Below are 22,271 nucleotides of genomic sequence, written 5' to 3'. Positions count from 1 at the left end.
GGCGTCGTTCTAGAGGTTGCCGGTGGCGATCAGGAGCATGCGGCGCAGCGGCTCGGCGGCGCCCCAGAGCAGTTGGTCGCCCACGGTGAACGCGCTGATGTACTTCGGTCCCATGTCCAGCTTGCGGATGCGGCCCACCGGAATCTGGAGGGTGCCGCTCGCGGCAACCGGCGTAAGGCCAGCGATGGTGGCTTCCTTGGTGTTCGGCACCACGGTGGCCCATTCGTTGTCCTGGTCGATCAGGGTCTCGATCTCGCTGACAGACAGGTCCTGAGTCAGCTTGAGCGTCAGCGCCTGGGAGTGCGAGCGCATGGCACCGATCCGAACGCATAGTCCATCGAAGGGGATGCGGGCGCCGTCAGCGAGGTCATTGCCGAGAATCTTGTTGGTCTCGACGCCGGCCTTCCATTCCTCCTTGGACTGTCCGTTGCCCAGATCGGCGTCGATCCACGGGATCACTGAACCGGCCAGCGGCACACCGAACTGGGAGACATCCATCTCCGGATTCTTTTGCTGGGCCAGGACCGCACGGTCGATATCAAGGATGGCGGAGGCCGGGTCCGCGAGGTTCTCGGCGATGATGCTGTGGATGGACCCGAACTGGTTCAGCAGTTCCCTCATGTGTCGGGCTCCGCCGCCCGATGCCGCCTGGTAGGTCATGGACGTGCCCCACTCGACCAACCCGTTCCGGAACAGGCCGCCGAGGCCCATCAACATGCAGGAAACGGTGCAGTTGCCGCCGATGAAATCGCGGATGCCGTTGCTCAGGCCGGCGTCAATGACTTCACGGTTGACCGGATCCAGCACGATGATGGAGGTGTCCTCCATGCGCAGGGTGGAAGCGGCATCGATCCACAGCCCGTCCCAGCCGGCGTCGCGCAGCTTCGGGTAGACCTCGGAGGTGTAGCCGCCGCCCTGCGCCGTCACGATGATGGGAAGCTTGGCCAGCGTCTCGACGTCGTAAGCGTCCTGTAGCGGGCCGGCACCCTCGGCGAACGACGGCGCGGCGCCGCCTGCATTCGAGGTCGAGAAGAAAACGGGGTTGATGTGCCGGAAGTCGCCCTCGTCCTGCATGCGCTGCATCAGGACAGAACCGACCATTCCACGCCAGCCGACAAGACCGACGGAAGGCACGGAAGGGGACTGGTTTGCTGGGGAAGTCATGATCCAAGTTTAGTGGAGCGGGTCAACTGCCCGCGTCCGTTACATTCTCAACGACACACCTACGGTGACGCTATTCAATCGGACGCGGTAGCCCGCGCTGAATGCGCAGGCTACGGGCCCGCCACTCGATGACGAGGTTCCTTAGCGAGTACAAAAGAAGGGCAAGCGCGAGGGCAATCAGAAAGACGGCGCCGAGGACGGCTGACGGTTCATCACGAATCGCCTGAAACAGAAGCAGGACGCCGAACACCGCAAGCCCACCCAGTCCAACCACCATGACCAGGTACCCCCACACAGTTTGAACCGTGGGACCGTGGCCCGATTTGCCCACCCCGTATTCGTCCTTGCTGTAACTGACGAGTTCGCCCGTAACAGCGCGGGCAAGCGTCCGCTTCTCGCCGGTTGATTTCACGAGTTCGTTATGCGCAGCCGTGGCTGCGGTGTCTCGCTTCAGGCGTTCGTTTCGGTCATGCATCTTCTGAACCTACCTCCGGGGGGCTTCTAACCAGGCGCGTCTGCGCAGCACCACGTAGAGGCTTATCCCGCATCCGGCTCCGAAGATGGCCGCGCAACCAGCCATCGCAGCCGCGCCAATGCGCTCGCCCATGGCGAGCATCGTGATGGCAGCTACCAGGGAACCGATCGCAACAAGCCCAATGCATGCTGTGAGAAAAATCAGTCCCCCTTGGCTTCTGATCGGCACCGATCGGTAGATACCGATCTTCGCGGTGAATCCGGGAGGCGTGCGGAAAGGTTCTTTCAGTCCTGCCCGAAGCCCCAGGGGGTCGTTCGGGTCAACGCGCCGGTTCATACCTCATCACCGATCCGCGTCCACAGGCCGATCCGGTAGCGGGTGCCGCTCTCCGATGTGGACCACCCCTCAGCCGGCGCGACCCCGGACAGTTTCCACGAGTTGCCCAGACCAGGAGCGAAAGTGTCGCCCTCGACGGACACGTCGATCACCGTCACGACGGCGGCATTCGCCTGCGGTGCGGCCTCGGCGTAGATTTGCCCGCCCCCGATGATCCAGATCTCATCGGCACCCTCGCTGCGGCGTGCTTCGGCCAGTGCCTCGTCAAGGGAATGCACGACGACGGCACCCTCGAAAGCGGAAGGCGCTGGATGCTGCCTGGTCACCACGATGTTGGTGCGCCCAGGCAGCGGCCTGTACTTTTCAGGGAACGACTCCCAGGTCCGCCGGCCCATGATGACCGGGTGCCCCTGCGTGGTGCGGCGGAAGTGCGCCAAATCCTCCGGCAGGTGCCAGGGCATCTGGCCGTCTCGTCCGATCACGCCGTCGACGGTCTGCGCCCAGATCATTCCGATCAAGGGTTTGCCGACGTAGTCGGACGGGTGGAGTTGGTAATCCGGTGATGTGCTCATACCGCGATCGGAGCCTTGATCGTGGGGTGGTGCTGATAGTTCTCCACCACGAAGTCCTCCAGTTGGTAGTCGAAGATGGTCTCCGGCTTCCGATTGATCCGCAGCGTGGGATAGGGATAGGGGTCGCGGGAAAGCTGCTCGGCCACCTGCTCCAGATGGTCGTCGTAGATGTGGACATCGCCGCCGGTCCAGATGAACTCGCCGGGCTCCAGCCCAACCTGCTGGGCGATCATGAGGGTGAGCAGGGCGTAGGACGCTATGTTGAACGGGACCCCGAGGAACATGTCAGCGGACCGCTGGTACAGCTGGCAGGACAGTCTGCCGTCGGCCACGTAGAACTGGAAGAAGGCGTGGCAGGGCGGCAGGGCCATGTTCTCGATCTCGGCGACATTCCAGGCCGAGACGATGTGACGGCGTGAATCGGGATTGGCCTTCAGGCCATCGATCAGCCGTTCAATCTGGTCAATGTGGCCGCCGTCGGGCGTGGGCCATGATCGCCACTGCACGCCGTAGACAGGTCCAAGCTCGCCGGACTCGTCGGCCCACTCATTCCAGATCCGCACGCCGCGCTCCTGGAGCCACCGCACATTCGAATCACCGCGCAGGAACCACAGAAGCTCCAGGGCGACGGATTTGAAGTGCACCCGTTTGGTGGTGATCAGCGGGAAGGACCGGCTGAGGTCGAAGCGGAGCTGTCTTCCAAAGACACTCCGGGTGCCGGTTCCGGTGCGGTCAGATTTCGGCGTGCCGTTCGCCAGGACGTCGCGGAGCAGGTCTTCGTAGGGTGTGGGAACCGGGGTAGTCACGCAGTCCAGCCTAGTCGAGCCGAAATCAGTCGTCATACGCCCGGAACTGCTCGACGGACACCACCCTGCCGTGATTCTTGCTGCTCACCTGGCAGATGATGGCCTCACCCGGCGCCAGGTAGGGGTCCGTTGTCGGAAGGGCGTTGGCCAGGCGCATGGGCATATGGGCCCGGAGGACATCGAGGACCAGTGGAAGCACCGGGCGGTGGGTGCACAGTGCGACCGGCACCCTGCGGTCGAACAGCTTCCCGACGGCGCCCCTGGCCCTGTCAGGTTTGCGTGCGGCGTCCCGCTCGGTAATCGCGTCCACCAGTTTGAGCCTTGCGCCGGACTCCTTCACGTACGGCATTATGGTCTGCACGCAGCGGATCCAGGGGCTGCTCACAATGCGGTCAGGCGACCATGCCTGCAGCAGCTTGCTGACCGCCAGGGCCTGGCGCCGGCCGGTGGCCGCCAACGGGCGCTCGCCCTCCGCACGCGTCCAAGACGAGCGGGGCTTCGCTTTGGCGTGACGCACGATGATCAGCGGCCAGGTGCTCAGGTCATCTTCGTTCGCCGCCGTCACCAGCGCGTCGAGGGGCTCCCTATCAGAGGGGTTGCTCAGGAGCTCCGCAGCCCGCTCGGGGGAGCACCAGAGGAAGGCGTCCACCTCCTTCCCGTCAGGCTTGGGAGTCAGTCCCTCGGCCCGCGCTGCCCAATAGTGCACAACTTTGAGTCCCGCCGAGACCGGGTATTCGATCGTGGGCAGCGGGATCCCCAGCCTGATGGTGATTCCTACCTCTTCGCGGACCTCGCGAACCGCGCATTCCGGAGTGGTTTCGCCCGGATCAATCTTGCCCTTTGGCCACGACCAGTCGTCGTAGCGTGGCCGGTGGATCAGCAGGACCTCCAGCTGCCCCTGCCGTTTTCTCCAACACAGCGCTCCGGCTGCGACGAGGGCGGAGCGCTGCTCGGTGGATGTGTTTGCCACCGCGGTGTCTGTCCGGGCCATCACCGGCGGGCGGGCCGCAGGCGGCCACGCGAACGGGAGGCCAGAAGCCAGGACTGGACGTCGCTCAGGGGCTCGCCGTCGTCGTCCTTGTGGTGCCGTGTCCACTGACCCTCAAGGTCCAGGTGCCAGCTGGCGGTTCCGCTGTCCAGGTAGCGGTCCATGAGTGAGATCAGGTAGTTGATGTGCTCTGCCGAGGACAGCTGGACCAGAGCCTCGACCCTGCGGTCCAGGTTGCGGTGCATCATGTCGGCCGAGCCGATGAAGACGGCAGGATCGCCACCGTTCGCGAACGCGAAGACGCGTGAGTGTTCGAGGAAGCGGCCCAGGATGGAACGAACGGTGATGTTCTCGCTGAGCCCGGGCACTCCGGGACGCACTGAGCAGATGCCGCGGACAATGACGTCCACCCGCACGCCTGCCTGCGAGGCCCGGTACAGGGCGTCGATGAGCGCTTCGTCCACGATCGAGTTGACCTTGATGATCACGCGTGCGTCCAGGCCGGCCTGCGCGTTGGCGATTTCCTGGTCGATCCGTTCGATCAGGCCGGATCGGACGGAGCGTGGTGCTACGAGGAGGCGCTTGAAGGTTGACTTCGGGGCGTAACCGGAGAGCTGGTTGAAGAGCCGGGACAGATCCTCGCCAACCTGGTCATTGGCGGTGAGGAGTCCGAGGTCTTCGTAGTAGCGTGCCGTGCGCGGGTGGTAGTTTCCGGTGCCGATGTGGCAGTAGCGGCGCAGCCCGTCGATTTCCTGTCGTACCACGAGGGAGAGTTTGCAGTGCGTCTTGAGCCCCACGATGCCGTAGACAACGTGCACACCGGCCTGCTCAAGCTTGCGGGCCCAGGAGATGTTGGCCTGCTCGTCGAACCGTGCCTTGATTTCCACCAGGGCGAGGACCTGCTTGCCGGCCTCGGCTGCGTCGATCAGGGCGTCAACGATGGGCGAGTCACCCGAAGTCCGGTACAGGGTCTGCTTGATCGCCTGTACCTTCGGGTCCTGGGCTGCCTGCTCAAGGAATGCCTGGACCGACGTCGAGAAGGAGTCGTACGGGTGGTGCAGCAGGATGTCCCGACGGCGCATGGCCGCGAAGACGTTGGCGGCCTTGGAGGTTTCACTCTCGTTGAGGTCGCGGCTGGTGTGGGCGACGTGCTTGGGATAGTGCAGGTCCCCGCGGTCGATTCGTGAGATCACGCTCAGGCCGCGCAGGTCCAGGGGTGCCGGAAGGTCGTACACCTCTGCTTCCTCGACGCCCAGCTCGCGCGAGAGCAGCGCCCGGATGCTGGGGTTGATGTCCGTGGTCACCTCGAGGCGAACCGGCGGGCCGAAACGGCGGCGGAGCAGTTCCTTTTCCAGCGCCTGCAGCAGGTTCTCGGCGTCGTCCTCTTCAACCTCGAGGTCCTCGTTGCGTGTCACACGGAAGGTGTGGTGTTCAAGGACTTCCATGCCGGGGAACAACTGGTCCAGATGGACCGCGATGACGTCCTCCAGCGGAATGAAGCGCGCGATCCGACCGGCGACATTGCCTGCACGGGGTCCGTCCACGGGAATGAGGCGGGGAAGCTGGTCGGGCACCTTCACGCGAGCGAACAGTTCCTTGTCGCTCACTGGATTCCGGACGACGACGGCGAGATTCAGCGAGAGGCCCGAGATGTAGGGGAACGGGTGGGCCGGATCGACTGCGAGCGGCGTCAGGATCGGGAAGACCTTCTGCGCGAACAGCTTGTTGAGCTCGCCCTGCGCTGCGCTGTCCAGCTCATCCCAGGTGGTGAGGTGAATATTCTCCGCGGCAAGGGCTGGCCGGATCTGGTCCGCGAAAACTGCCGCATGGCGCCGCTGCAGTTCCAGCCCCTCTGCCATGATCGTTTCGAGCTGCTCGATGGGGCTGAGTCCGGCTGCTGACGGAACCGCCAGGCCGGTGGCGATGCGCCGCTTGAGGCCGGCGACCCTCACCATGAAGAACTCGTCCAGGTTGGAGGCGAAGATGGAGAGGAAGTTGACCCGTTCCAGGAGCTGCAGGTCCGGATCTTCGGCCAGTTCGAGAACGCGGGCGTTGAAGTGCAGCCAGCTGATCTCCCGGTCGAGGAAACGGTCGGGTGTGATCTCACCGGCGGGCAGGAGGCTCGGCGCGAAATCGGGGATGTCAATGCGGTCCTGGGTTGCACGGGCAGGAGCCACCTCCGACGATCCGTACCGGACGGGTACGCGGGCGGCGGTCTCGGCTTCCATGGTGTCTCCTTCGTGGGTCTGGCGGGGCATGCATCCTGCCGGTGAACGGACGGGGAAAGCCCCTCTCAACCTTACAAGTTGTCGGCTCTGTTACTCCGGGCTTTCGGCCTGGCCGGCAGGGGCGTACATCACGTCGACATCCCAGCGGGTGAAGCCGAGGGACCGGTACAGGGACACCGCCGCGGTGTTGTCCGCGTCCACGTACAGCATGATGGCCTGCAAGCCCAGTGAATGCAGGTGTTCGATGCCGGCGATGGTCAAGGCCTTGCCCAGTCCGGTCCGTTGCGCGGCGGGAGTCACGCCCACCACGTAGACCTCGCCGATCGCCGGGTGCTTGCCGCTGCGGGGGTGCACTTTGGTCCAGTGGAACCCCAGGAGCGTGTCGTCCGATTCGCGGACCGCGAGAATAAGGCCCTTAGGGTCGAACCAGTCTTCCGCCATCCGGGCCTGGAGGTCCTCAAGGGTGGTCTCGCCCTGTTCGGGATGGTGTGCAAAGGCTGCCGCGTTGGCATCCAGCCACGCCTGTTCGTCGTGCCCCGGTTCGAATGAACGCAGCTTCATGCCTGCGGGCAGCACGATGTCGGGTACCGAGGCCTCAAGCGCTGCCCGGGTCTGCCGCATCCGCCACAGCTCGCGGACCGGAATGAAGCCGGCGTTCGCGGCGAGTTCGACGGCGGCCGCATGGTTGCCGTGCGACCACGCCCTCAGCTCCGGCAGCTGATGGCCCTGCAGCGCCCGGACCAGGCTGCTGCCCACACCCTGGTTTCGGTAGGTGGGCCGCACTACCAGCTCCAGCACCCCGGGATGCCCTTCGACCCGGGGGAAGCTCACGACGGCGACTCCCGCCAGTTCCTCGTCCGCGTCAGTATCGCTGTCGAGTCTCGCGTCGCTGGCGTAGGTAGCCAGGACGAGAAGCGAATTCGGATGGAGGTGGGCCGCGCGCAGGTTGACCAGCGTCTGTTCCGAAAGCGGGGGATTGCCGTCCGCGTCCTCGGCAGCCTGGGCAAGGCCGATGATGTCCTCCAGCATGCCCTGCCGCGGGGCTCCGTCGACGGTGAGGATAGGCCAGGTGGGAATGTTCGCTGCGGTCATGCGCTCAAGCGTAGCCGCGGGGGTTGCGGTTCCGGGAGGGTTTTGGCGGCGTCGACCGTGTGTTGTAGGCTTTTCAAGCGCTCGATCACCGGTGAGGCTCTGACCTCCGATGGGTGCGCGAGGGGGATGCGCCAGTGGGGCGCCCGCGATACGTTCGACCCGTATGTCCTCCACAGAAAAGGCTCCCTTCCGCACTGCGGGAGGGAGCCTTTGTTTTGGGCTGTTCAAGCCTGCTGGTTCACGGCGGAATCGTCCGGTTGCCGGGTGAAGGTGAAGCGGTAACCGACGTTCCGCACTGTGCCGATCAGCTGCTCATGGTCAGGTCCGAGCTTTGCCCGGAGACGGCGGACGTGAACGTCCACGGTGCGCGTGCCGCCGTAGTAGTCGTAGCCCCAGACCTCGTGCAGCAGTTGGTCTCGGGTGAAGACCCTGCCGGGGTGCTGGGCGAGATACTTGAGGAGTTCGAACTCCTTGTAGGTGAGGTTCATCGGCTCACCGCCAACCCGCGCCGTGTAGCTGGCCTCGTCGATGACCACTCCCGAGGCATGGATCTCGCTGGAGACCTCCTCCGCGGCGGTGGTGGACCGCGCGATCACCAACCTCAGGCGCGCTTCAACCTCCGCCGGTCCCGCCGAGTCCAGGACGACGTCGTCGGCGAGCCAGTTCGCTGCGACCGCCGCCATGCCGCCCTCGGTGAGGACAAGCATCAGGGGTGCGCTCAGACCGGTGGCACGCAGCAGCTGGGTCAGCGACCGCGCACCCACAAGGTCCTTCCGCGCGTCGATGATGACGACGTCGCACGGCTCGGTATCCAGCAGAGCCGTAGGTTCGGCTGGCAGGATGTGCACCTTGTGGCTCAGCAGTTCAAGGGCAGGGAGGACGTCCACGGACGAACCCGGGCTGTTGGTCAGCATCAGGATGTGCGGCATTTGTCCTCCAGGGGTTGGGACGCGCATCATCGGGCGGGCGCAGCGGAGACCGGGTGCCGGACAGTTTTAACCGTTCCAGCAGGTCGGCAACGGATTTGCTCAGTATAGCGAGGGTGCTCGCGAGAGGTTCGTAACATTGCGCCCCAACCCGGCTTTCGACGGCGCCCGCAGGCGTAGGGCAGTATTGCTTCGGTGAGGATGTTGACGGCGGCACTGGCTGCGGCAGGAGCCCTGGCGGCGATCGTGGGGGCTTCCTACGTGTCGCCGGCGGCCGTCGTCGTTGTTGTTGCCGTCCTTGTGGTGGTTGCGGCCATCGGCTGGCCGCACATCATGGGGGTACCAGCACGTAAGAGCCAGACCACCGCCATCGCGCTAAGCGCGCTGGCCGCGAGTATCGCCGCTTATCTGTCCCCCGCAGGAGCGGCGCTGACCTGGCTTCCCATTGCGGTGGCCCTCGGCGTCGGCGGGATCTTCCTCATCCAGCTCATTCGCGGCACCGGCCAGAGCCATCGGCTGGAGTCAACGCTCGGCGCAAGCTCCGGCGTTCTCCTGATTGCCCTGGGAGCGGGTTGGGTCGGTGCGGATAACCTCACCGTCAATGCGGGTCAATCGGGTGTGGCGCTTGTCACTGGCATCAGCGTGCTCGTGGCCATCGCAGTGGCAGCCCTGCCCTTGCCGGACCGGCTTGCCGCGCCCCTCGGCGTGGCGCTGGCTGCGCTCGCCGGCCCACTCTGCGCGCTGGTGTTCACCGATGTGCAGGGAGCCGCTGCTGCCGTTATCGGCGCGGTTTGCGGGGCAGTCGTGATGGCCGGACGCCGCATGGTAATCAGCCGGGATGAGCCGCTGAACACTGTGGCCACCCTTGCCGCCGGAGTATCACCGGTGCTCGGGATGGGCGCCCTTGTCTACTTCCTGGAACGGCTCCTGCTGAGCTGACACATTCACTGGTGGCCACTTTCGGCGCGTTAGGATGGGGGCATGTCTATTCTTGCGCTGGAAATCTTCTTCATTTCGCTGCTGGTCGTCGCGGGACTGGGTATGGCCGGGTTCGCCGCACTCGTTATCGCCCGCCTGTACAAGGGCCAGAAGTAGCCTTCGCTGATCCATGTCGTTCGAGATTCCGACAGACCTGACACCTGAGCTGGTCCCTCTCTCCTGGCTGCTTGGCACCTGGGAAGGGTCCGGCAGGCTCGGCGAGGGCAACGCGGACTCTGAGCACTTCTTCCAGCGGGCAAGCTTCACGCAGCACGGGCTCCCGTATGTGCAGTACACCGCTGAAACCTGGCTCACCGACGAGGACGGGAACACGCTTCGTCCCCTGTCTGTGGAGACCGGGTTCTGGGCGTTGGACCGGAAACTGAACGACGCCGACGTCGGGCCCGGTCTGTCTCCCGCGGACATTGTTCCCGCGCTCAAAAGCGCCGACGAGGTTGAGCAGTTCCGTAACGATGCGGGCGGCTTCGACATCACGGCGACCATCGTTCATCCGGGCGGGATAGCTGAGCTGTACTACGGGACCATCAAAGGCCCCCAGATCCAGCTCAGCACGGACCTCGTGATGCGTGGACAGCACTCCAAGGACTATTCCGCCGCAACGCGGCTGTTCGGCCTGGTCAACGGGGACCTTTACTGGCGCTGGGACATTGCGGCCGAGGGCAATGCGCTTGAACCGCATGCTTCCGCCATCCTTCGCAAGAGTGCCTGAGCGTCCGGAATAGCGTCGACGGTCCGGAATGTTGCCAACAATATGAGTTACACCAGCCCGCTCCTTGCCGTGCCCGGAGCCGTTGAAGCCGGCGCTCCTGACCAGGGCGTCGCCGCGCACTATGGCGACCCGCTGCGGGAGCAGCGGCTGCTCGCCCGCGGCTCAGCCGTCGTCGACCTTTCCCATCGCGGTGTGGTCACCGTGTCGGGACCGGACCGCCTCAGCTGGCTGAACACGCTTTCCTCGCAGCTGCTTCTGAACCTGGTCCCGGGTGAGTCCACCGAGACCCTCCTTCTGACGGTGCAGGGGCGGATTGAATACAGCCCCAAGGTGGTCGACGACGGCGCCACCACCTGGCTGCTGACCGAGGCCTGGGAAGCAGCTCCGCTCGCTGAATGGCTCAATCGGATGAAGTTCATGCTGCGCGTCGAGGTAGCGGACGTTACCGGCGAGTGGGCCACGGTCGGCTCGGTTGCGCCGGTGGACCGGTTCGCCGGGAACCTCACCTGGGAGGACGCCTGGCCCAACGTGCGGACGGGCGGCTATTCGTACAGCGTGGTCGCGGACGGCTCGCATCCCGGCCGGGAGCGGCCCTGGCGGGAGTACCTAATTCCTCGTGTAGAGCTGGCGGAAGCTGTCGACGGGCTGCAGCTGGCCGGAGTGATGGCCTCGGAAGCGCTGCGCATTGCGGCGTGGCGTCCGCGGCTGGGGTCGGAAACCGATGAACGCACCATCCCGCACGAACTGGACCTCCTTCGCACTGCCGTGCATTTGGCGAAGGGATGCTACAAGGGCCAGGAAACCATCGCCCGGGTGCATAACCTCGGGCACCCGCCGCGGAGGCTCGTCTTTCTACAGTTGGACGGCAGCCAGCACACGCTGCCCGTGCGGGGGAGCGACGTCGTCGTTGGCGGACGCAGCGTGGGGACGCTGACGTCTGTCGGTCAGCACTACGAGATGGGTGCCGTGGGGCTTGCGGTGATCAAGCGGAGCGTAGATCCGGAGGCTGCCCTGGAAGTGGTTGACGGCGACGAACGCTACGCGGCGGCGCAGGAGTTGATCGTTGCAACGGACGCCGGCCAGGTGGTTGGGCGTCCCGCAGGACTGATGAGAGGCGGACGGCTGTGACCGTACAGGACAGCGGGGATTCTTCGGCGGATGCTGCGATCGCGCTGGCGCACCGACTGATGGATGCTGCCCGCGAGGGCGACGGCGCAACGCTGGGCCGCTATCTCGACGCGGGTGTCCCGCCCACGCTGACCAACTCGGCGGGTGACAGCCTGCTGATGCTTGCCGCGTACAACGGTCATGCTGCGGTGGTGCGGGACCTCCTGGCCCGTGGCGTCGACGTCAACGCCGCCAATGACCGCGGGCAGACCCCGCTGGCCGGAGCTGTCTTCAAGGGTTACGAGGACGTCGTGGAGGCCCTGCTTGAGGGTGGTGCGGATCCCGATGCCGGGACGCCCTCGGCCCGCGCAGCCGCTGAGATGTTCGGCCGGGCGGAGATGCTGACGCTGTTCCCGTAGGGACAAAAGGGCACCACGTGCCCGGTCCGCTGTTGCTCAGGGGGACTCCAGGACCACTGACGTCTGCGTCCCGGCGTAGATAAAACCTGCCCTCAGCGCCGTCCGCTGCGAGGCCGCGTTGCCCACCCGCGCCCGCCACTGCGGAATCAGGCCTGCCGCCATCGCCTCCTCCACCGCCACGGAAGCCGCATAGGTGGCCCTGCCCCGGCGTCGTTCATCCGGGGCAGTCAGCACTACGACGTGGGCAAGGATTCCGCCCCAGATGTCATAGCCGGCACCGGCCAGAGGTGCGGGCGGATCCGAACGGTCGTCCACGAGGATACAGTTCTGCTCCATGCTGCTGAGCTGAACTTCGGCAACGTCATCCGGAGGGCAGAGCCGCTCAAGTGCGCGCACATGTTCGGGATCGCTGCTGACAGGAGGGCCCTCCTGAGGAAATGACGGAAGGGTGTCACAGAAGTACAGGGAGGCTTCTCCCAGGGCACGCCCTCCGTGCGGAAGGCTCAGCGACAGCAGGGTTGAATGGCGGGCAAGCTCCTCGCCCGAAAGGTTCCGCGCGGCATCCAGCGCCCAGGAGGGGCCCACCAGCGCCTCATTGCCGAACAAGGAGACGAAGGTGAGCAGGGTGCCGGTACTGTCCTCGCGGTAGATCCGCCCGTGACCCGCGGCCATGGCGGCGTCGTCGAACCCCAACAGCCTTGACCATGCCAACTGGATGATCGAAACGGTTCCGGGCTCGAGATTCATCTCAAGAGCCATGCAACAACGTTAGCCGACCACGTTCGTGCCGGTTTCTTCGCAGTGATGCCCTCCGGACGATGTAGCCGCTGATTCAGCCGAACAGGATGGCGGCTTCGTCGTAGCGGTGCTGCGGGACGCGCTTGAGGTTACCCAGCGCTGCCTCGAAGCCCACGTGCGCGATCTCGGTGCCGTGCAGGGAGACCATGGTTCCCCACAGCCCGTCGATCACGGAGTCGACGGCGGCCATGCCGAGCCGGGTGGCCAGCACGCGGTCAAAGGCAGAAGGGACGCCGCCGCGCTGAATATGGCCGAGGATGGTGGCTCGGGTCTCGATTCCCGTGCGCGCCTCGATCTCGGGAGCCAGTTGGTCGGCAATGCCGCCAAGCCGGGGACGGCCGAAGGTGTCGAGTCCGCGCTCGGAATGGGCCTGCTCCAGATGAGCCGGAACAAAACCTTCCGCCACCACGACGAGCGGTGCGCGACCACGGTCCCGGGCTTCCGTGACCCATTCGCAGATCTGCTCCATCGAGGTGCGCTGCTCGGGGATGAGAATTGCGTGGGCGCCCGAGGCCATTCCGGCGTGCAGGGCGATCCAGCCGACGTGGCGGCCCATCACCTCGGCCACCATGCAGCGGCTGTGCGACTCGCCTGTGGTCCGCAGCCGGTCGATGGCTTCGGTGGCGATTTGGACGGCGGTGTCGAAGCCGAAGGTGTAATCGGTCGCGTCGAGGTCGTTGTCCACGGTCTTTGGAACGCCCACGATCTTCAGGCCCACGTCGGTGAGTCGCTTTGCCGCCGCCAGCGTGCCTTCGCCGCCGATTGCGATGATCGCGTCGATTCCGAGCCGGTCGAGGTTGGCCTTGATGGCCTCCGGGCCGCCGTTGCCCTCGAAGGGATTGGTGCGCGAGGTCCCAAGAATGGTTCCGCCCTGCTTGGAGATGCCGCGGACGGCATGTCGCGGAAGATCGATGATGTCGCCGTCCACGACGCCGCGCCAGCCGTCACGGAATCCTACGAACTCGAGGCCGTCGGTCTTGATGCCCTTGAGGACGGCTCCGCGGATCACCGCGTTCAGTCCGGGGCAGTCGCCTCCACTGGTGAGGATTCCGATTTTCATGTGCGCTCCAATCAGTCGAGGACGGATGACTTTGGTGGGGCGCTTCCTTGAGCCTCGTATGATTCTAGACACACGGCCCGAACCACCCTGATTGTGACGCGGCTCACCCTGGCTGATTTACTGCCTGACTGACTGGGTGAGGGGGTCGGATCAGCGGCCTGAGACGAGCTTTTCGAGGGCGATGGTGCCGTCGGTCTTGGGGAGCAGCAGCCACAGCGCGATGTAGAGCGGCAGCCCGATGAAGGGGAGCGCGAAGCTGATCAGGATACCGAGACGCACCAGGATTGGCGACCAGCCGAACTTGAGGGCGATTCCCGCGGCGATGCCGCCGAACCAGCCGCCGGGGGCCCGCTTGATGGGTGAGGAGCGAAGGGCGTTGAAGAAGGAGTTCATTGGTCCATGCTTTCGTATCGTCGGTTGGATGTCACTGGAGTTCTATGTCACCGGAGTTCCATGTCACCGGCGCCGGTTCATCGAGAGGACGCCTCCGACAATCAGTGCAGCGCCGGTCCCGATCAGGAGGACCATGACCACCAGGACCGGATCGAGCACGATGCCCGTCAGCTCACCGAGGAGGATCAGCACGCCGATGACGACGGCGACCGCTCCCCAGATGATCGTGCCTGCCCGTGGGGAGGTCTTCGGGTCGTTGCCGGTGTGGCGGGTGCTCATCGGTCTCGCCTGCTTTCCGTGTCTTCCAGTGCGCTTTCGTAGGTGGCGACCGTGACGTGGCTGACCGCGCCCCGGACGTCCAGGATGATGCTGGGACCCGCTGCGTCTTCGTTCAGGCGCAGTGTCCCCGGCTGCCAGATTCCGCCCAGGGAGGTGGAGTCACCCGGAGTGACGAGGTCTATGGAACCCAGTGCCATCCGCGAGCGGACCTCGACAGGGACGTCCTCGGAAACCAGCACTCCTACGTTTCCCGCCGCTGCATGAATGGGTACCACTACGTCCTCCGTCAGATTCTCGATCCCCGTGAGGTCTACGCGGCCCTGGCCGGCAACGACGGAGTAGCCCTCTGACGGGTTGCCGGTGGCATTGGTCCAGGCGCTCTCGTCGGCCACTACCCAGTTCCCCGTCGTCGGGGAGGTGCTGGAAATCAGGGCTGCGGCAATTCCGATCGCGGCCAGGAACCCGAGGGCGCCGGAGGACCGCCCACGCACCCCCAGCAGGATTATGCCGAGACCGATGACCACAAGACCGGTGGCGAGGGCGACCGGGATTGCGTTGACCCCAAGTGCGAGTACGTCCAGATGGTCCAGGACGAGCACCAGTGCTCCAAGGAAGAGTGCCCCGCCCAGGAAGACCGCGACGTCTGCCCCGGAGGGGCGCGGAGCCGCAGGCTTCGGCGGAGTCTTCACGGGGATGGTTGGAGGCGGCGGTGGAAAGGGCATGGACGCGGTCGGGGAGGTGCGCGGCGAAGCGGACGGCGCTTCTGCCGTGGACGTCGGAACGGTGTAGCTGGTACCGGGGCTGTAGCTGGATGCCGCCGCAGAACCGGCGGGGGAGGAGTCGGCCGGTGAGGAGCCGCCGTCGTTCTTCTTCCTGTGCGCGGTGGAGATCCAGTACACGATGAAGATTGCCAGCGCGATCCAGAACAGGCTCCAGACGAAGGCGCCGAAGCCGCCGGTATTTCCGAAGACCCGGGCCTCAGGGCGCCAGAGGCCGAGGAGAGTGACGATGAGGGCGCCGGTCATGCCGGACGTCCAGCTGCCGCGTCCTGCGGACTCGGCGTGGATTCGTCCGTCCGGCTCGGGCAGGAGGGCCCACGCCACGCCGTACAGCAGGAGGCCGATGCCACCGAAGATTGCGAGCACTACGAAGATTCCACGGGTAAGGGTGGGATCCAGTCCCGTGCGTGCCGCGATACCGGTTGTGACCCCGCCGATCCAGCGGTCCTGGCCGCGGACGGTGTTCAGGCTCCGGACCCAGCCGAAGAAACCGCCCTCGGGACGGGTGCTGGACTGGGAAGTTGGGTGCGGTGTTGGTTGGGCGAACGGTTCGGGCGATGGTTCAGGAGTTGGCTCGGGAGTTGGCTCTGAAGGAGGGGTGGCCCGCGGCAACGAGCCCGGTGCGCTGTCCGATCCGGCGGACGGTTTGGGTTCGCCGGACGGGGTCGAAGGGTCTTGATGCGAGTTCATGTCTCCATCCTTGCCCCCGGCATCAACACCAACCATCGGGGCTGACCCTGAACGTCCCCTGATCCGCGCGGAGATTGCCCTGATCAGGGGTAACACCGTCCCCTGAGCGTGCTTGGATTGGAATATGAGACCACCGCTGCTTCGCTCCAACGACGCCGTGATCGCGGGTGTCTGCGCGGGCCTGGCGCAGCATCTGGGGATCTCCGTGCGCGCGGCGCGTCTGGGGATGGTTGCACTGTGTTTCGCGGGCGGCGCGGGCCTGGTCCTGTATGGCTGGCTGTGGGTGCTGGTCCCTACCGCGGAAGAACGACGGCGGGGTACCGCCTCGCCGGCCGGGCTCCGTCTGGGTGCACCCGCCCTGGTCGGTGCGGAAGCCAAGACAACCGGGCCGACCACGCCTGCCGGGGGACGCGAGGTGATAATCGGCGTCGGACTGCTCGTCGTGGCTGCGGCGTTCGTGGCCCAGCAGCTTGGCGTGAACATCCAGTGGGGGTGGTTGGTGCCGCTGGCGGCCGTGGCGCTGGGCGCGGTACTTGCCTGGTCGCAACTCGATGAGGCCAGGCGCACGCGCCTGATGGATCATGCCGGAGCAACCCGGGCCGAGGGGGTGGCGCGGCTGGCTGCTGGCCTGCTGCTGGTGATCGTGGGGGTGCTCATCCTCGTCTCCGGATCGCTCTCATGGGAGTTCACCTGGCCGGTGCTGCTGGCGACGGCCGCGGTGCTGGGCGGAATTGTGCTGGTGCTTGCACCCTGGGGCGTGAAGTTCTGGAAGGACCTGGAAGCTGAACGGGCTGCACGCGTGCGGGAGACCGAGCGGGCGGAAATCGCTGCCCATCTCCACGACTCCGTGCTGCAGACCCTGGCCCTGATCCAGAACCGCGCGTCTTCGGAGCAGGACGTGGTGCGGCTGGCGCGGGCACAGGAGCGGGAGCTGCGCCGCTGGCTTTATGACGACGCGGCCGAGCGCACCGGGAACCTGGCTGACAGCATCCGCTCTGTTGCAGTGGAGGTCGAGGAGGCCTACGGTCACCCGGTGGATGTCGTCGCCGTCGGAGACACAGCCGTGACTCCCCGACAGGAAGCCCTGGTGCAGGCGGCACGGGAGGCCATTGTGAATGCGGCCAAGCATGCCGGTGGTGCAATTTCGGTCTATCTCGAAGCGGGCGCTGAGGGTTCTACCGTTTTCGTCCGCGACCGCGGTTCGGGTTTCGACCCGGCTGAGGTTCCGGCGGACCGCCTGGGGATTCGTGAGTCCGTGGTCAACCGGATGCAGCGCCACGGCGGTACCGCGCGAATCCGCAGTTCAGACGCGGGAACCGAAGTGCAGCTGACCATGCCTGAACCCAAGCCAGGAGCCAACCATGACTGAGCCCATTACCGTCGTCGTAGTGGACGACCACGCCATCTTCCGCTCCGGTCTCAAAGCCGACCTCGACGACCGCCTGCGAATTGTCGGTGAGGCGGCGACCGTGGAGGAAGCGGTCGCAGTCATTCGCGACACCCGGCCCCAGGTGGTGCTCCTGGACGTGCACCTACCCGGTGGAAGGGGTGGCGGCGGGGCGGAAGTGATCGCCGGGTGCGCAGATGTGCGCCAATCCACGCGTTTCCTGGCCCTCAGCGTCTCGGACTCGGCCGAGGACGTAGTGACGGTTATCCGCGCCGGGGCACGCGGATATGTCACCAAGACCATCTCAGGCGCCGACATCTCGGATGCGGTCCTGCGCGTAGCCTCCGGAGACGCAGTCTTTTCGCCCCGGCTGGCCGGCTTTGTGCTCGACGCTTTCGGGACGGCCGCGGTTGCGTCGGTGGACAGCGAACTCGACCGGCTTTCGGCGCGCGAGCTCGAAGTCATGAGGCTGATTGCCCGCGGCTACAGCTACAAGGAGGTAGCCAAGGAGCTGTTCATCTCGATCAAGACCGTCGAAACCCACGTTTCCGCGGTGCTCCGTAAGCTGCAGCTCTCGTCCCGCCACGAGCTCACCCGGTGGGCGGCGGAGCGGCGGCTGCTCTAAATTTTCTGACGAGGCTTCACACGGCTGAACCCGCGAGATGGCGGCCGCAGCGATGCCCCGGTGTGGTTGGCATCGCGGAGCGGGCAGGGCCCGCTGCGCGATGCCATCACGCCACCCGAAACTCAGCGTGCTGAACCGAGGAACTCCTGAAGGCGTGATACGCCGGTTGCGAGGTCTTCGTCACCGAGAGCGTAGGACAGGCGAATGAAGCCGCTCGGGCCGAACGCCTCACCGGGAACGACAGCAACTTCCACGGTGTCGAGGATCAGTGCCGCGAGCTCGGCTGAAGTCTGCGGGCGCGCGTCGCCGAACTGGCGACCAAGTAGCCCGCGCATGTCGGCGTAGGCGTAGAAAGCCCCGTGCGGTGTGGGGCACGCGACGCCGTCGATTTCATTCAGTCCGGAGACCATGGCTCGACGACGGCGATCGAAAGACTTCTTCATCTCATCCACGGCTGTGAGCGGGCCGGAGACGGCGGCGAGGGCGGCGATCTGCGACACGTTGGCAACGTTCGAGGTAGCGTGCGACTGGAGGTTGGTTGCGGCCTTCACGACGTCCTGCGGCCCGATCATCCAACCCACGCGCCAGCCCGTCATGGCGTAGGTCTTGGCCACACCGTTGAGGATGACCACACGGTCTCCGAGGGAGGGGGCGGCAGTCGCGATGGAGGTGAACGGCACGCCGTCGTACGTCAGATGCTCGTAGATCTCGTCGGTGATCACCCAGAGCCCGTTGGCCGCCGCCCACTCACCGATCTCACGGACCTGCTCGGCGGAGTACACCGCGCCGGTGGGGTTCGACGGCGATACGAACAGGAGGACCTTGGTGCGCTCGGTGCGGGCTGCCTCCAGCTGGTCGACCGTCACCAGGTAGGACTGCTCGGGTCCGGCGAATACCTCGACCGGAACACCGCCGGCCAGGCGGATTGCTTCGGGATACGTCGTCCAGTAGGGGGTGGGAACCAGCACCTCGTCGCCCGGATCAAGCAGGGTGGCGAATGATTCGTAAACAGCCTGCTTGCCGCCGTTGGTGACCAGCACTTGGGAAGGATCCACGCTGTAGCCGGAATCGCGCAGGGTCTTCGCGGCGATGGCCTGCTTCAGCTCGGGAAGCCCGCCGGCGGGGGAGTACCGGTGGAAGCGCGGCTGCCGTGCGGCGTCGATCGCTGCCTCGACAATGTAATCCGGAGTGGGAAAGTCAGGTTCACCTGCGCCGAATCCGATGACCGGGCGGCCCGCTGCCTTCAGCGCCTTTGCCTTTGCGTCTACAGCGAGCGTGGCGGATTCCGCAATGGCGGAGATCCGGCGGGACACGCGTCCCGTGGAGCGCTGGGACAGGGCGTCAGCGGCAGTCATGGTTTTCCCGTCTTTCGGTGGTGTGGGGGTCCCCACCAGCTTAGGGCTTTCATGCCGTCGCGACCCTTCGCTACGCGGAAAAGACATGAGCACGAAGCTATTCTGGGCAGGCAGGAACCTCGTGAGGGCTGTTGGGAAGCCGTTCGCCGCCGGCGGGAAATCAGGCATCGCGCGCTCAGTTCGACGTTGCGTCCCGGATTGCGTAGACTAGTTCCTCGGTGTTGAACTCGCCTTGATGGACCGCGCCTGAACCGAAGTGTTGGAACACTCAGGAGCAGGCGGTCTGGAGGTGGAGTTTCGCTCCAAAGGGTAGTGGCGCAATTGGTAGCGCAGCGGTCTCCAAAACCGCAGGTTGCAGGTTCGAGTCCTGTCTGCCCTGCGCATCACCGTCATGGACAGCATGCGGCAGTGCGGCGATGAACGCTCACATGAGTGATGGGTCAGTCCGGCCAGCTCAGATACCTACAAGATTGGTGAGGTTGAAGGTGACCGATACGGCTGCTAGCAGCTCCAAGGGAAACCCCGCCGGCAAGCAGGAACCCAAGCGCGGATTCTTCAGCCGGACCATCCTTTTTGTACGGCAGATCATCGCCGAACTGCGCAAGGTGGTTGTACCCACCCGCAAGGAGCTGGTGCGGTTCACCATTACGGTCCTGGCGTTCGTGATCATCATGATGCTCATCGTGACCGGGTTGGACTTCCTGTTCGGTACCGGCGCAGTGTGGCTCTTTGGCGGCGACAGCTAGTTTCTGCCCGGAGCGGCAGCAACCAGCAAGGCACAGTAATCCAGAAAGCAGGCAGCTAGGTGTCCGAGCAAGAACTCGAACGACAGATCACAACCGATGAGGAAGATCTGGGTAGCGAGGACCAGGTAATTTCAGCAGGTGCGGAAGACGCGCCTGCTGATGCCGTTGTGCCCGCTGACAGCGACGCCCCCGATGAAGCGGCTGAAGCCGCTCCGGAGGAGCCCGAGGTTGACCCGGTCGCCGAATTCAAGGCAAAGCTGCGTCGCCAGGAGGGCGACTGGTACGTCATTCACTCCTATGCGGGTTACGAGAACCGCGTAAAGGCCAACCTGGAGACGCGCATCCAGACCCTGGACATGGAAGAGCACATCTTCGAGATCCAGGTGCCAATGGAAGAAGTCGTGGAAATCAAGAACACGACGCGCAAGATCGTCAACCGCGTCCGCATCCCCGGCTACGTCCTCGTCCGCATGAACCTCACCGATGAGTCGTGGGGCGCCGTCCGCCACACCCCGGGTGTTACCGGCTTTGTCGGCAACGCGCATGATCCCGTACCGCTGAGCCTCAACGAGGTGTTCTCGATGCTGGAGCACACCATCGTGAAGGGCACCACGGAGACCGGTAAGCCGGTGCGCACACAGGCCACTCCCACGCTGGTCAACTTCGAAGTCGGCGAGTCCGTCACGGTCAACGAAGGCCCCTTCGAGACCCTCCCGGCGACCATCTCCGAGATCAAGCCGGAGTCGCAGCAGCTGGTTGTCCTGGTGTCCATCTTCGAACGTGAGACTCCGGTCACCCTGTCGTTCAACCAGGTCACCAAGATCCAGTAAGTTTCGTCTCCGTCGGGTTGGCTTTGACCTGATGGGACGGCCGACCGCCACGCCATGGCGGTCACCATCCTCCGGACGCTCCTGTCCCGGGGAACGAAATGTAAGAAAAGGACCCATTCAATGGCCCCCAAGAAGAAGGTCACCGGCCTCATCAAGCTGCAGATCCAGGCAGGCGCCGCCAACCCGGCTCCTCCGATCGGTCCTGCGCTTGGTCAGCACGGTGTCAACATCATGGAGTTCTGCAAGGCGTACAACGCCGCGACGGAATCCCAGCGCGGGAACGTTATCCCCGTCGAAATCACGGTGTACGAGGACCGTTCATTCACCTTCGTCACCAAGACCCCGCCTGCTGCCGAGCTGATCAAGAAGGCTGCCGGTGTCCAGAAGGGCTCCGCAACCCCGCACACCGTCAAGGTTGCGAAGCTCACCCAGGCACAGGTCGAAGAGATCGCCACCATGAAGATGGAAGATCTCAACGCCAACGATGTTCAGGCTGCTGCCAAGATCATCGCCGGTACCGCCCGCTCCATGGGCATCACCGTCGACTAACTGGTTGACCAACCACCACCCCAATCCAATAGAGACACCGCGGCTCCGGTCGCGAGATGTCTGTGGCAGGGCCGAGCGCGGTCCGCAGACCACGACTGCATAAGGAGAACAAGCAGATGGCAAAGCGCAGCAAAGCATATGAGGCAGCTGCCGCCAAGATCGATGCGACCAAGCAGTACGCGCCGTTCGAGGCAGTGACCCTGGCGAAGGACACCAACCCTTCGTCCTTCGACGCAACCGTTGAGGTGGCTTTCCGCCTCGGCGTCGACCCCCGCAAGGCGGACCAGATGGTGCGCGGCACCGTCAACCTGCCCCACGGCACCGGCAAGACCAAGCGCGTCCTGGTCTTCGCAACCGGTGACAAGGCAGAGGCTGCTATTGCAGCCGGCGCCGACTTCGTTGGCTCCGACGACATGATCGAGAAGGTTGCCGGCGGCTGGGTCGACTTCGACGCAGCGGTCGCCACTCCGGACCTCATGGGCAAGGTCGGCCGCCTCGGTAAGGTGCTCGGTCCCCGTAACCTCATGCCGAACCCGAAGACCGGCACGGTTACCCCTGACGTCACCAAGGCTGTCAATGACATCAAGGGTGGAAAGATCGACTTCCGCGTCGACAAGCACTCCAACCTGCACTTCATCATCGGTAAGGCCTCGTTCGACGCCCGCAAGCTGGCCGAGAACTACGCAACCGCTCTGGAAGAGGTCCTGCGCCTGAAGCCTTCCGCTTCCAAGGGCCGCTACATCCAGAAGGCCACCGTTACCACCACCTTCGGACCGAGCATCCCGGTTGACCCCAACGTCACCAAGGTTCTCATCGACGCGTAAGGTACTTGCTTCACAAAGCCTGTAAACAAGAGGGCGGGTGCAGTCATTGAGACTGCACCCGCCCTCTTGCGTTTCGCCGTGATGCCAAGGACCAGCAAACTGATTGACATTCCCCAATCACTGGGATCAGAATGC

Annotated in this window: 24 protein-coding genes and 1 tRNA gene; 11 read left to right on the top strand and 14 right to left on the bottom strand. The window is 64.9% G+C overall.

The features are described 5' to 3' along the window. Positions 1-9 precede the first annotated feature (9 nt). The 8 genes from asd to GC088_RS11590 form a co-directional block, all read right to left on the bottom strand. Positions 10-1,101, bottom strand: coding sequence for an aspartate-semialdehyde dehydrogenase (gene asd, locus GC088_RS11625; RefSeq protein WP_416377538.1), 1,092 nt, complete (start codon positions 1,099-1,101; stop codon positions 10-12). Positions 1,102-1,234: 133 nt separating this feature from the next. After that, positions 1,235-1,639, bottom strand: a complete 405-nt coding sequence (locus GC088_RS11620) for a hypothetical protein (RefSeq protein ID WP_323959157.1) — start codon at positions 1,637-1,639, stop codon at positions 1,235-1,237. A gap of 332 nt (positions 1,640-1,971) precedes the next feature. Further along, positions 1,972-2,547 (bottom strand): dihydrofolate reductase, encoded by a 576-nt coding sequence (locus GC088_RS11615; protein WP_323959156.1) that lies wholly within the window; start codon positions 2,545-2,547, stop codon positions 1,972-1,974. Continuing rightward, positions 2,544-3,389: a thymidylate synthase gene (locus GC088_RS11610; RefSeq protein WP_323959155.1), complete on the bottom strand. Its 846-nt coding sequence runs from the start codon at positions 3,387-3,389 to the stop codon at positions 2,544-2,546. The genes GC088_RS11615 and GC088_RS11610 overlap by 4 nt, the downstream gene beginning before the upstream one ends. After that, positions 3,379-4,344 (bottom strand): NUDIX hydrolase, encoded by a 966-nt coding sequence (locus GC088_RS11605; protein WP_323959154.1) that lies wholly within the window; start codon positions 4,342-4,344, stop codon positions 3,379-3,381. The genes GC088_RS11610 and GC088_RS11605 overlap by 11 nt, the downstream gene beginning before the upstream one ends. Beyond that, positions 4,344-6,569 (bottom strand): RNA degradosome polyphosphate kinase, encoded by a 2,226-nt coding sequence (locus GC088_RS11600; RefSeq protein WP_323962046.1) that lies wholly within the window; start codon positions 6,567-6,569, stop codon positions 4,344-4,346. The genes GC088_RS11605 and GC088_RS11600 overlap by 1 nt, the downstream gene beginning before the upstream one ends. 90 nt (positions 6,570-6,659) lie before the next feature. Continuing rightward, a complete protein-coding gene (gene mshD, locus GC088_RS11595; RefSeq protein WP_323959153.1) occupies positions 6,660-7,661 on the bottom strand; it encodes a mycothiol synthase in 1,002 nt (333 codons plus the stop codon). A 224-nt stretch (positions 7,662-7,885) separates the two neighbouring features. Further along, complete coding sequence (locus GC088_RS11590) at positions 7,886-8,590, bottom strand: winged helix-turn-helix transcriptional regulator (protein ID WP_323959152.1); 705 nt, start codon at positions 8,588-8,590, stop codon at positions 7,886-7,888. Between the two features lie 198 nt (positions 8,591-8,788). On the opposite strand from GC088_RS11590, the gene GC088_RS11585 reads away from it, so the two are divergent. From GC088_RS11585 to GC088_RS11570, 4 genes are all read left to right on the top strand, one after another. Continuing rightward, positions 8,789-9,526, top strand: a complete 738-nt coding sequence (locus GC088_RS11585; RefSeq protein WP_323962044.1) for a hypothetical protein — start codon at positions 8,789-8,791, stop codon at positions 9,524-9,526. Positions 9,527-9,695: 169 nt separating this feature from the next. Then, positions 9,696-10,295 carry a nitrobindin family protein gene (locus GC088_RS11580; RefSeq protein ID WP_323959151.1) on the top strand — a complete coding sequence of 200 codons (600 nt, stop codon included), beginning with the start codon at positions 9,696-9,698 and terminating at the stop codon, positions 10,293-10,295. Between the two features lie 42 nt (positions 10,296-10,337). After that, positions 10,338-11,423 carry a CAF17-like 4Fe-4S cluster assembly/insertion protein YgfZ gene (locus tag GC088_RS11575; protein ID WP_323959150.1) on the top strand — a complete coding sequence of 362 codons (1,086 nt, stop codon included), beginning with the start codon at positions 10,338-10,340 and terminating at the stop codon, positions 11,421-11,423. 59 nt (positions 11,424-11,482) lie between these two features. After that, complete coding sequence (locus GC088_RS11570; protein WP_323962042.1) at positions 11,483-11,821, top strand: ankyrin repeat domain-containing protein; 339 nt, start codon at positions 11,483-11,485, stop codon at positions 11,819-11,821. A 36-nt stretch (positions 11,822-11,857) separates the two neighbouring features. On the opposite strand, the gene GC088_RS11565 is transcribed toward GC088_RS11570, so the two are convergent. From GC088_RS11565 to GC088_RS11545, 5 genes are all read right to left on the bottom strand, one after another. Then, on the bottom strand, positions 11,858-12,580 hold the full coding sequence (locus GC088_RS11565) for a GNAT family N-acetyltransferase (protein WP_323959149.1): 723 nt from the start codon (positions 12,578-12,580) through the stop codon (positions 11,858-11,860). Between the two features lie 73 nt (positions 12,581-12,653). Beyond that, on the bottom strand, positions 12,654-13,679 hold the full coding sequence (locus tag GC088_RS11560) for a 6-phosphofructokinase (RefSeq protein WP_323959148.1): 1,026 nt from the start codon (positions 13,677-13,679) through the stop codon (positions 12,654-12,656). 150 nt (positions 13,680-13,829) lie between these two features. After that, complete coding sequence (locus GC088_RS11555) at positions 13,830-14,072, bottom strand: PspC domain-containing protein (protein ID WP_323959147.1); 243 nt, start codon at positions 14,070-14,072, stop codon at positions 13,830-13,832. A gap of 63 nt (positions 14,073-14,135) precedes the next feature. After that, positions 14,136-14,351 (bottom strand): hypothetical protein, encoded by a 216-nt coding sequence (locus tag GC088_RS11550; protein ID WP_323959146.1) that lies wholly within the window; start codon positions 14,349-14,351, stop codon positions 14,136-14,138. Beyond that, positions 14,348-15,820 carry a PspC domain-containing protein gene (locus tag GC088_RS11545; protein ID WP_323959145.1) on the bottom strand — a complete coding sequence of 491 codons (1,473 nt, stop codon included), beginning with the start codon at positions 15,818-15,820 and terminating at the stop codon, positions 14,348-14,350. The genes GC088_RS11550 and GC088_RS11545 overlap by 4 nt, the downstream gene beginning before the upstream one ends. 124 nt (positions 15,821-15,944) lie before the next feature. Between GC088_RS11545 and GC088_RS11540 the strand changes: the two genes are divergently transcribed. Further along, positions 15,945-17,189: an ATP-binding protein gene (locus GC088_RS11540; protein WP_323959144.1), complete on the top strand. Its 1,245-nt coding sequence runs from the start codon at positions 15,945-15,947 to the stop codon at positions 17,187-17,189. Then, complete coding sequence (locus GC088_RS11535; RefSeq protein ID WP_323959143.1) at positions 17,182-17,832, top strand: LuxR C-terminal-related transcriptional regulator; 651 nt, start codon at positions 17,182-17,184, stop codon at positions 17,830-17,832. The genes GC088_RS11540 and GC088_RS11535 overlap by 8 nt, the downstream gene beginning before the upstream one ends. A gap of 122 nt (positions 17,833-17,954) precedes the next feature. Here the strand turns inward: GC088_RS11535 and GC088_RS11530 are convergent, their stop codons facing one another. Then, positions 17,955-19,187, bottom strand: coding sequence for a pyridoxal phosphate-dependent aminotransferase (locus GC088_RS11530; RefSeq protein ID WP_323959142.1), 1,233 nt, complete (start codon positions 19,185-19,187; stop codon positions 17,955-17,957). Between the two features lie 306 nt (positions 19,188-19,493). Here GC088_RS11530 and GC088_RS11525 point away from each other — a divergent pair. The 5 genes from GC088_RS11525 to rplA all read left to right on the top strand — a co-directional run bounded on the left by GC088_RS11525 (position 19,494) and on the right by rplA (position 22,136). After that, positions 19,494-19,566, top strand: a tRNA-Trp gene (locus GC088_RS11525). Between the two features lie 106 nt (positions 19,567-19,672). Next, positions 19,673-19,933, top strand: a complete 261-nt coding sequence (secE, locus tag GC088_RS11520; RefSeq protein ID WP_323959141.1) for a preprotein translocase subunit SecE — start codon at positions 19,673-19,675, stop codon at positions 19,931-19,933. Positions 19,934-19,992: 59 nt separating this feature from the next. Continuing rightward, positions 19,993-20,763: a transcription termination/antitermination protein NusG gene (gene nusG / locus GC088_RS11515; RefSeq protein ID WP_323959140.1), complete on the top strand. Its 771-nt coding sequence runs from the start codon at positions 19,993-19,995 to the stop codon at positions 20,761-20,763. Positions 20,764-20,883: 120 nt separating this feature from the next. Beyond that, on the top strand, positions 20,884-21,312 hold the full coding sequence (rplK, locus tag GC088_RS11510) for a 50S ribosomal protein L11 (protein WP_309071926.1): 429 nt from the start codon (positions 20,884-20,886) through the stop codon (positions 21,310-21,312). A 116-nt stretch (positions 21,313-21,428) separates the two neighbouring features. Then, positions 21,429-22,136, top strand: a complete 708-nt coding sequence (rplA, locus tag GC088_RS11505) for a 50S ribosomal protein L1 (RefSeq protein ID WP_323959139.1) — start codon at positions 21,429-21,431, stop codon at positions 22,134-22,136. The last annotated feature ends 135 nt before the right edge of the window (positions 22,137-22,271 follow it).

The organism is Arthrobacter sp. JZ12 (assembly GCF_035189165.1).
In the GTDB taxonomy this organism is placed as follows: Bacteria; Actinomycetota; Actinomycetes; order Actinomycetales; family Micrococcaceae; genus Arthrobacter_D.
This window is presented reverse-complemented; position numbering and strand designations above follow the sequence as displayed.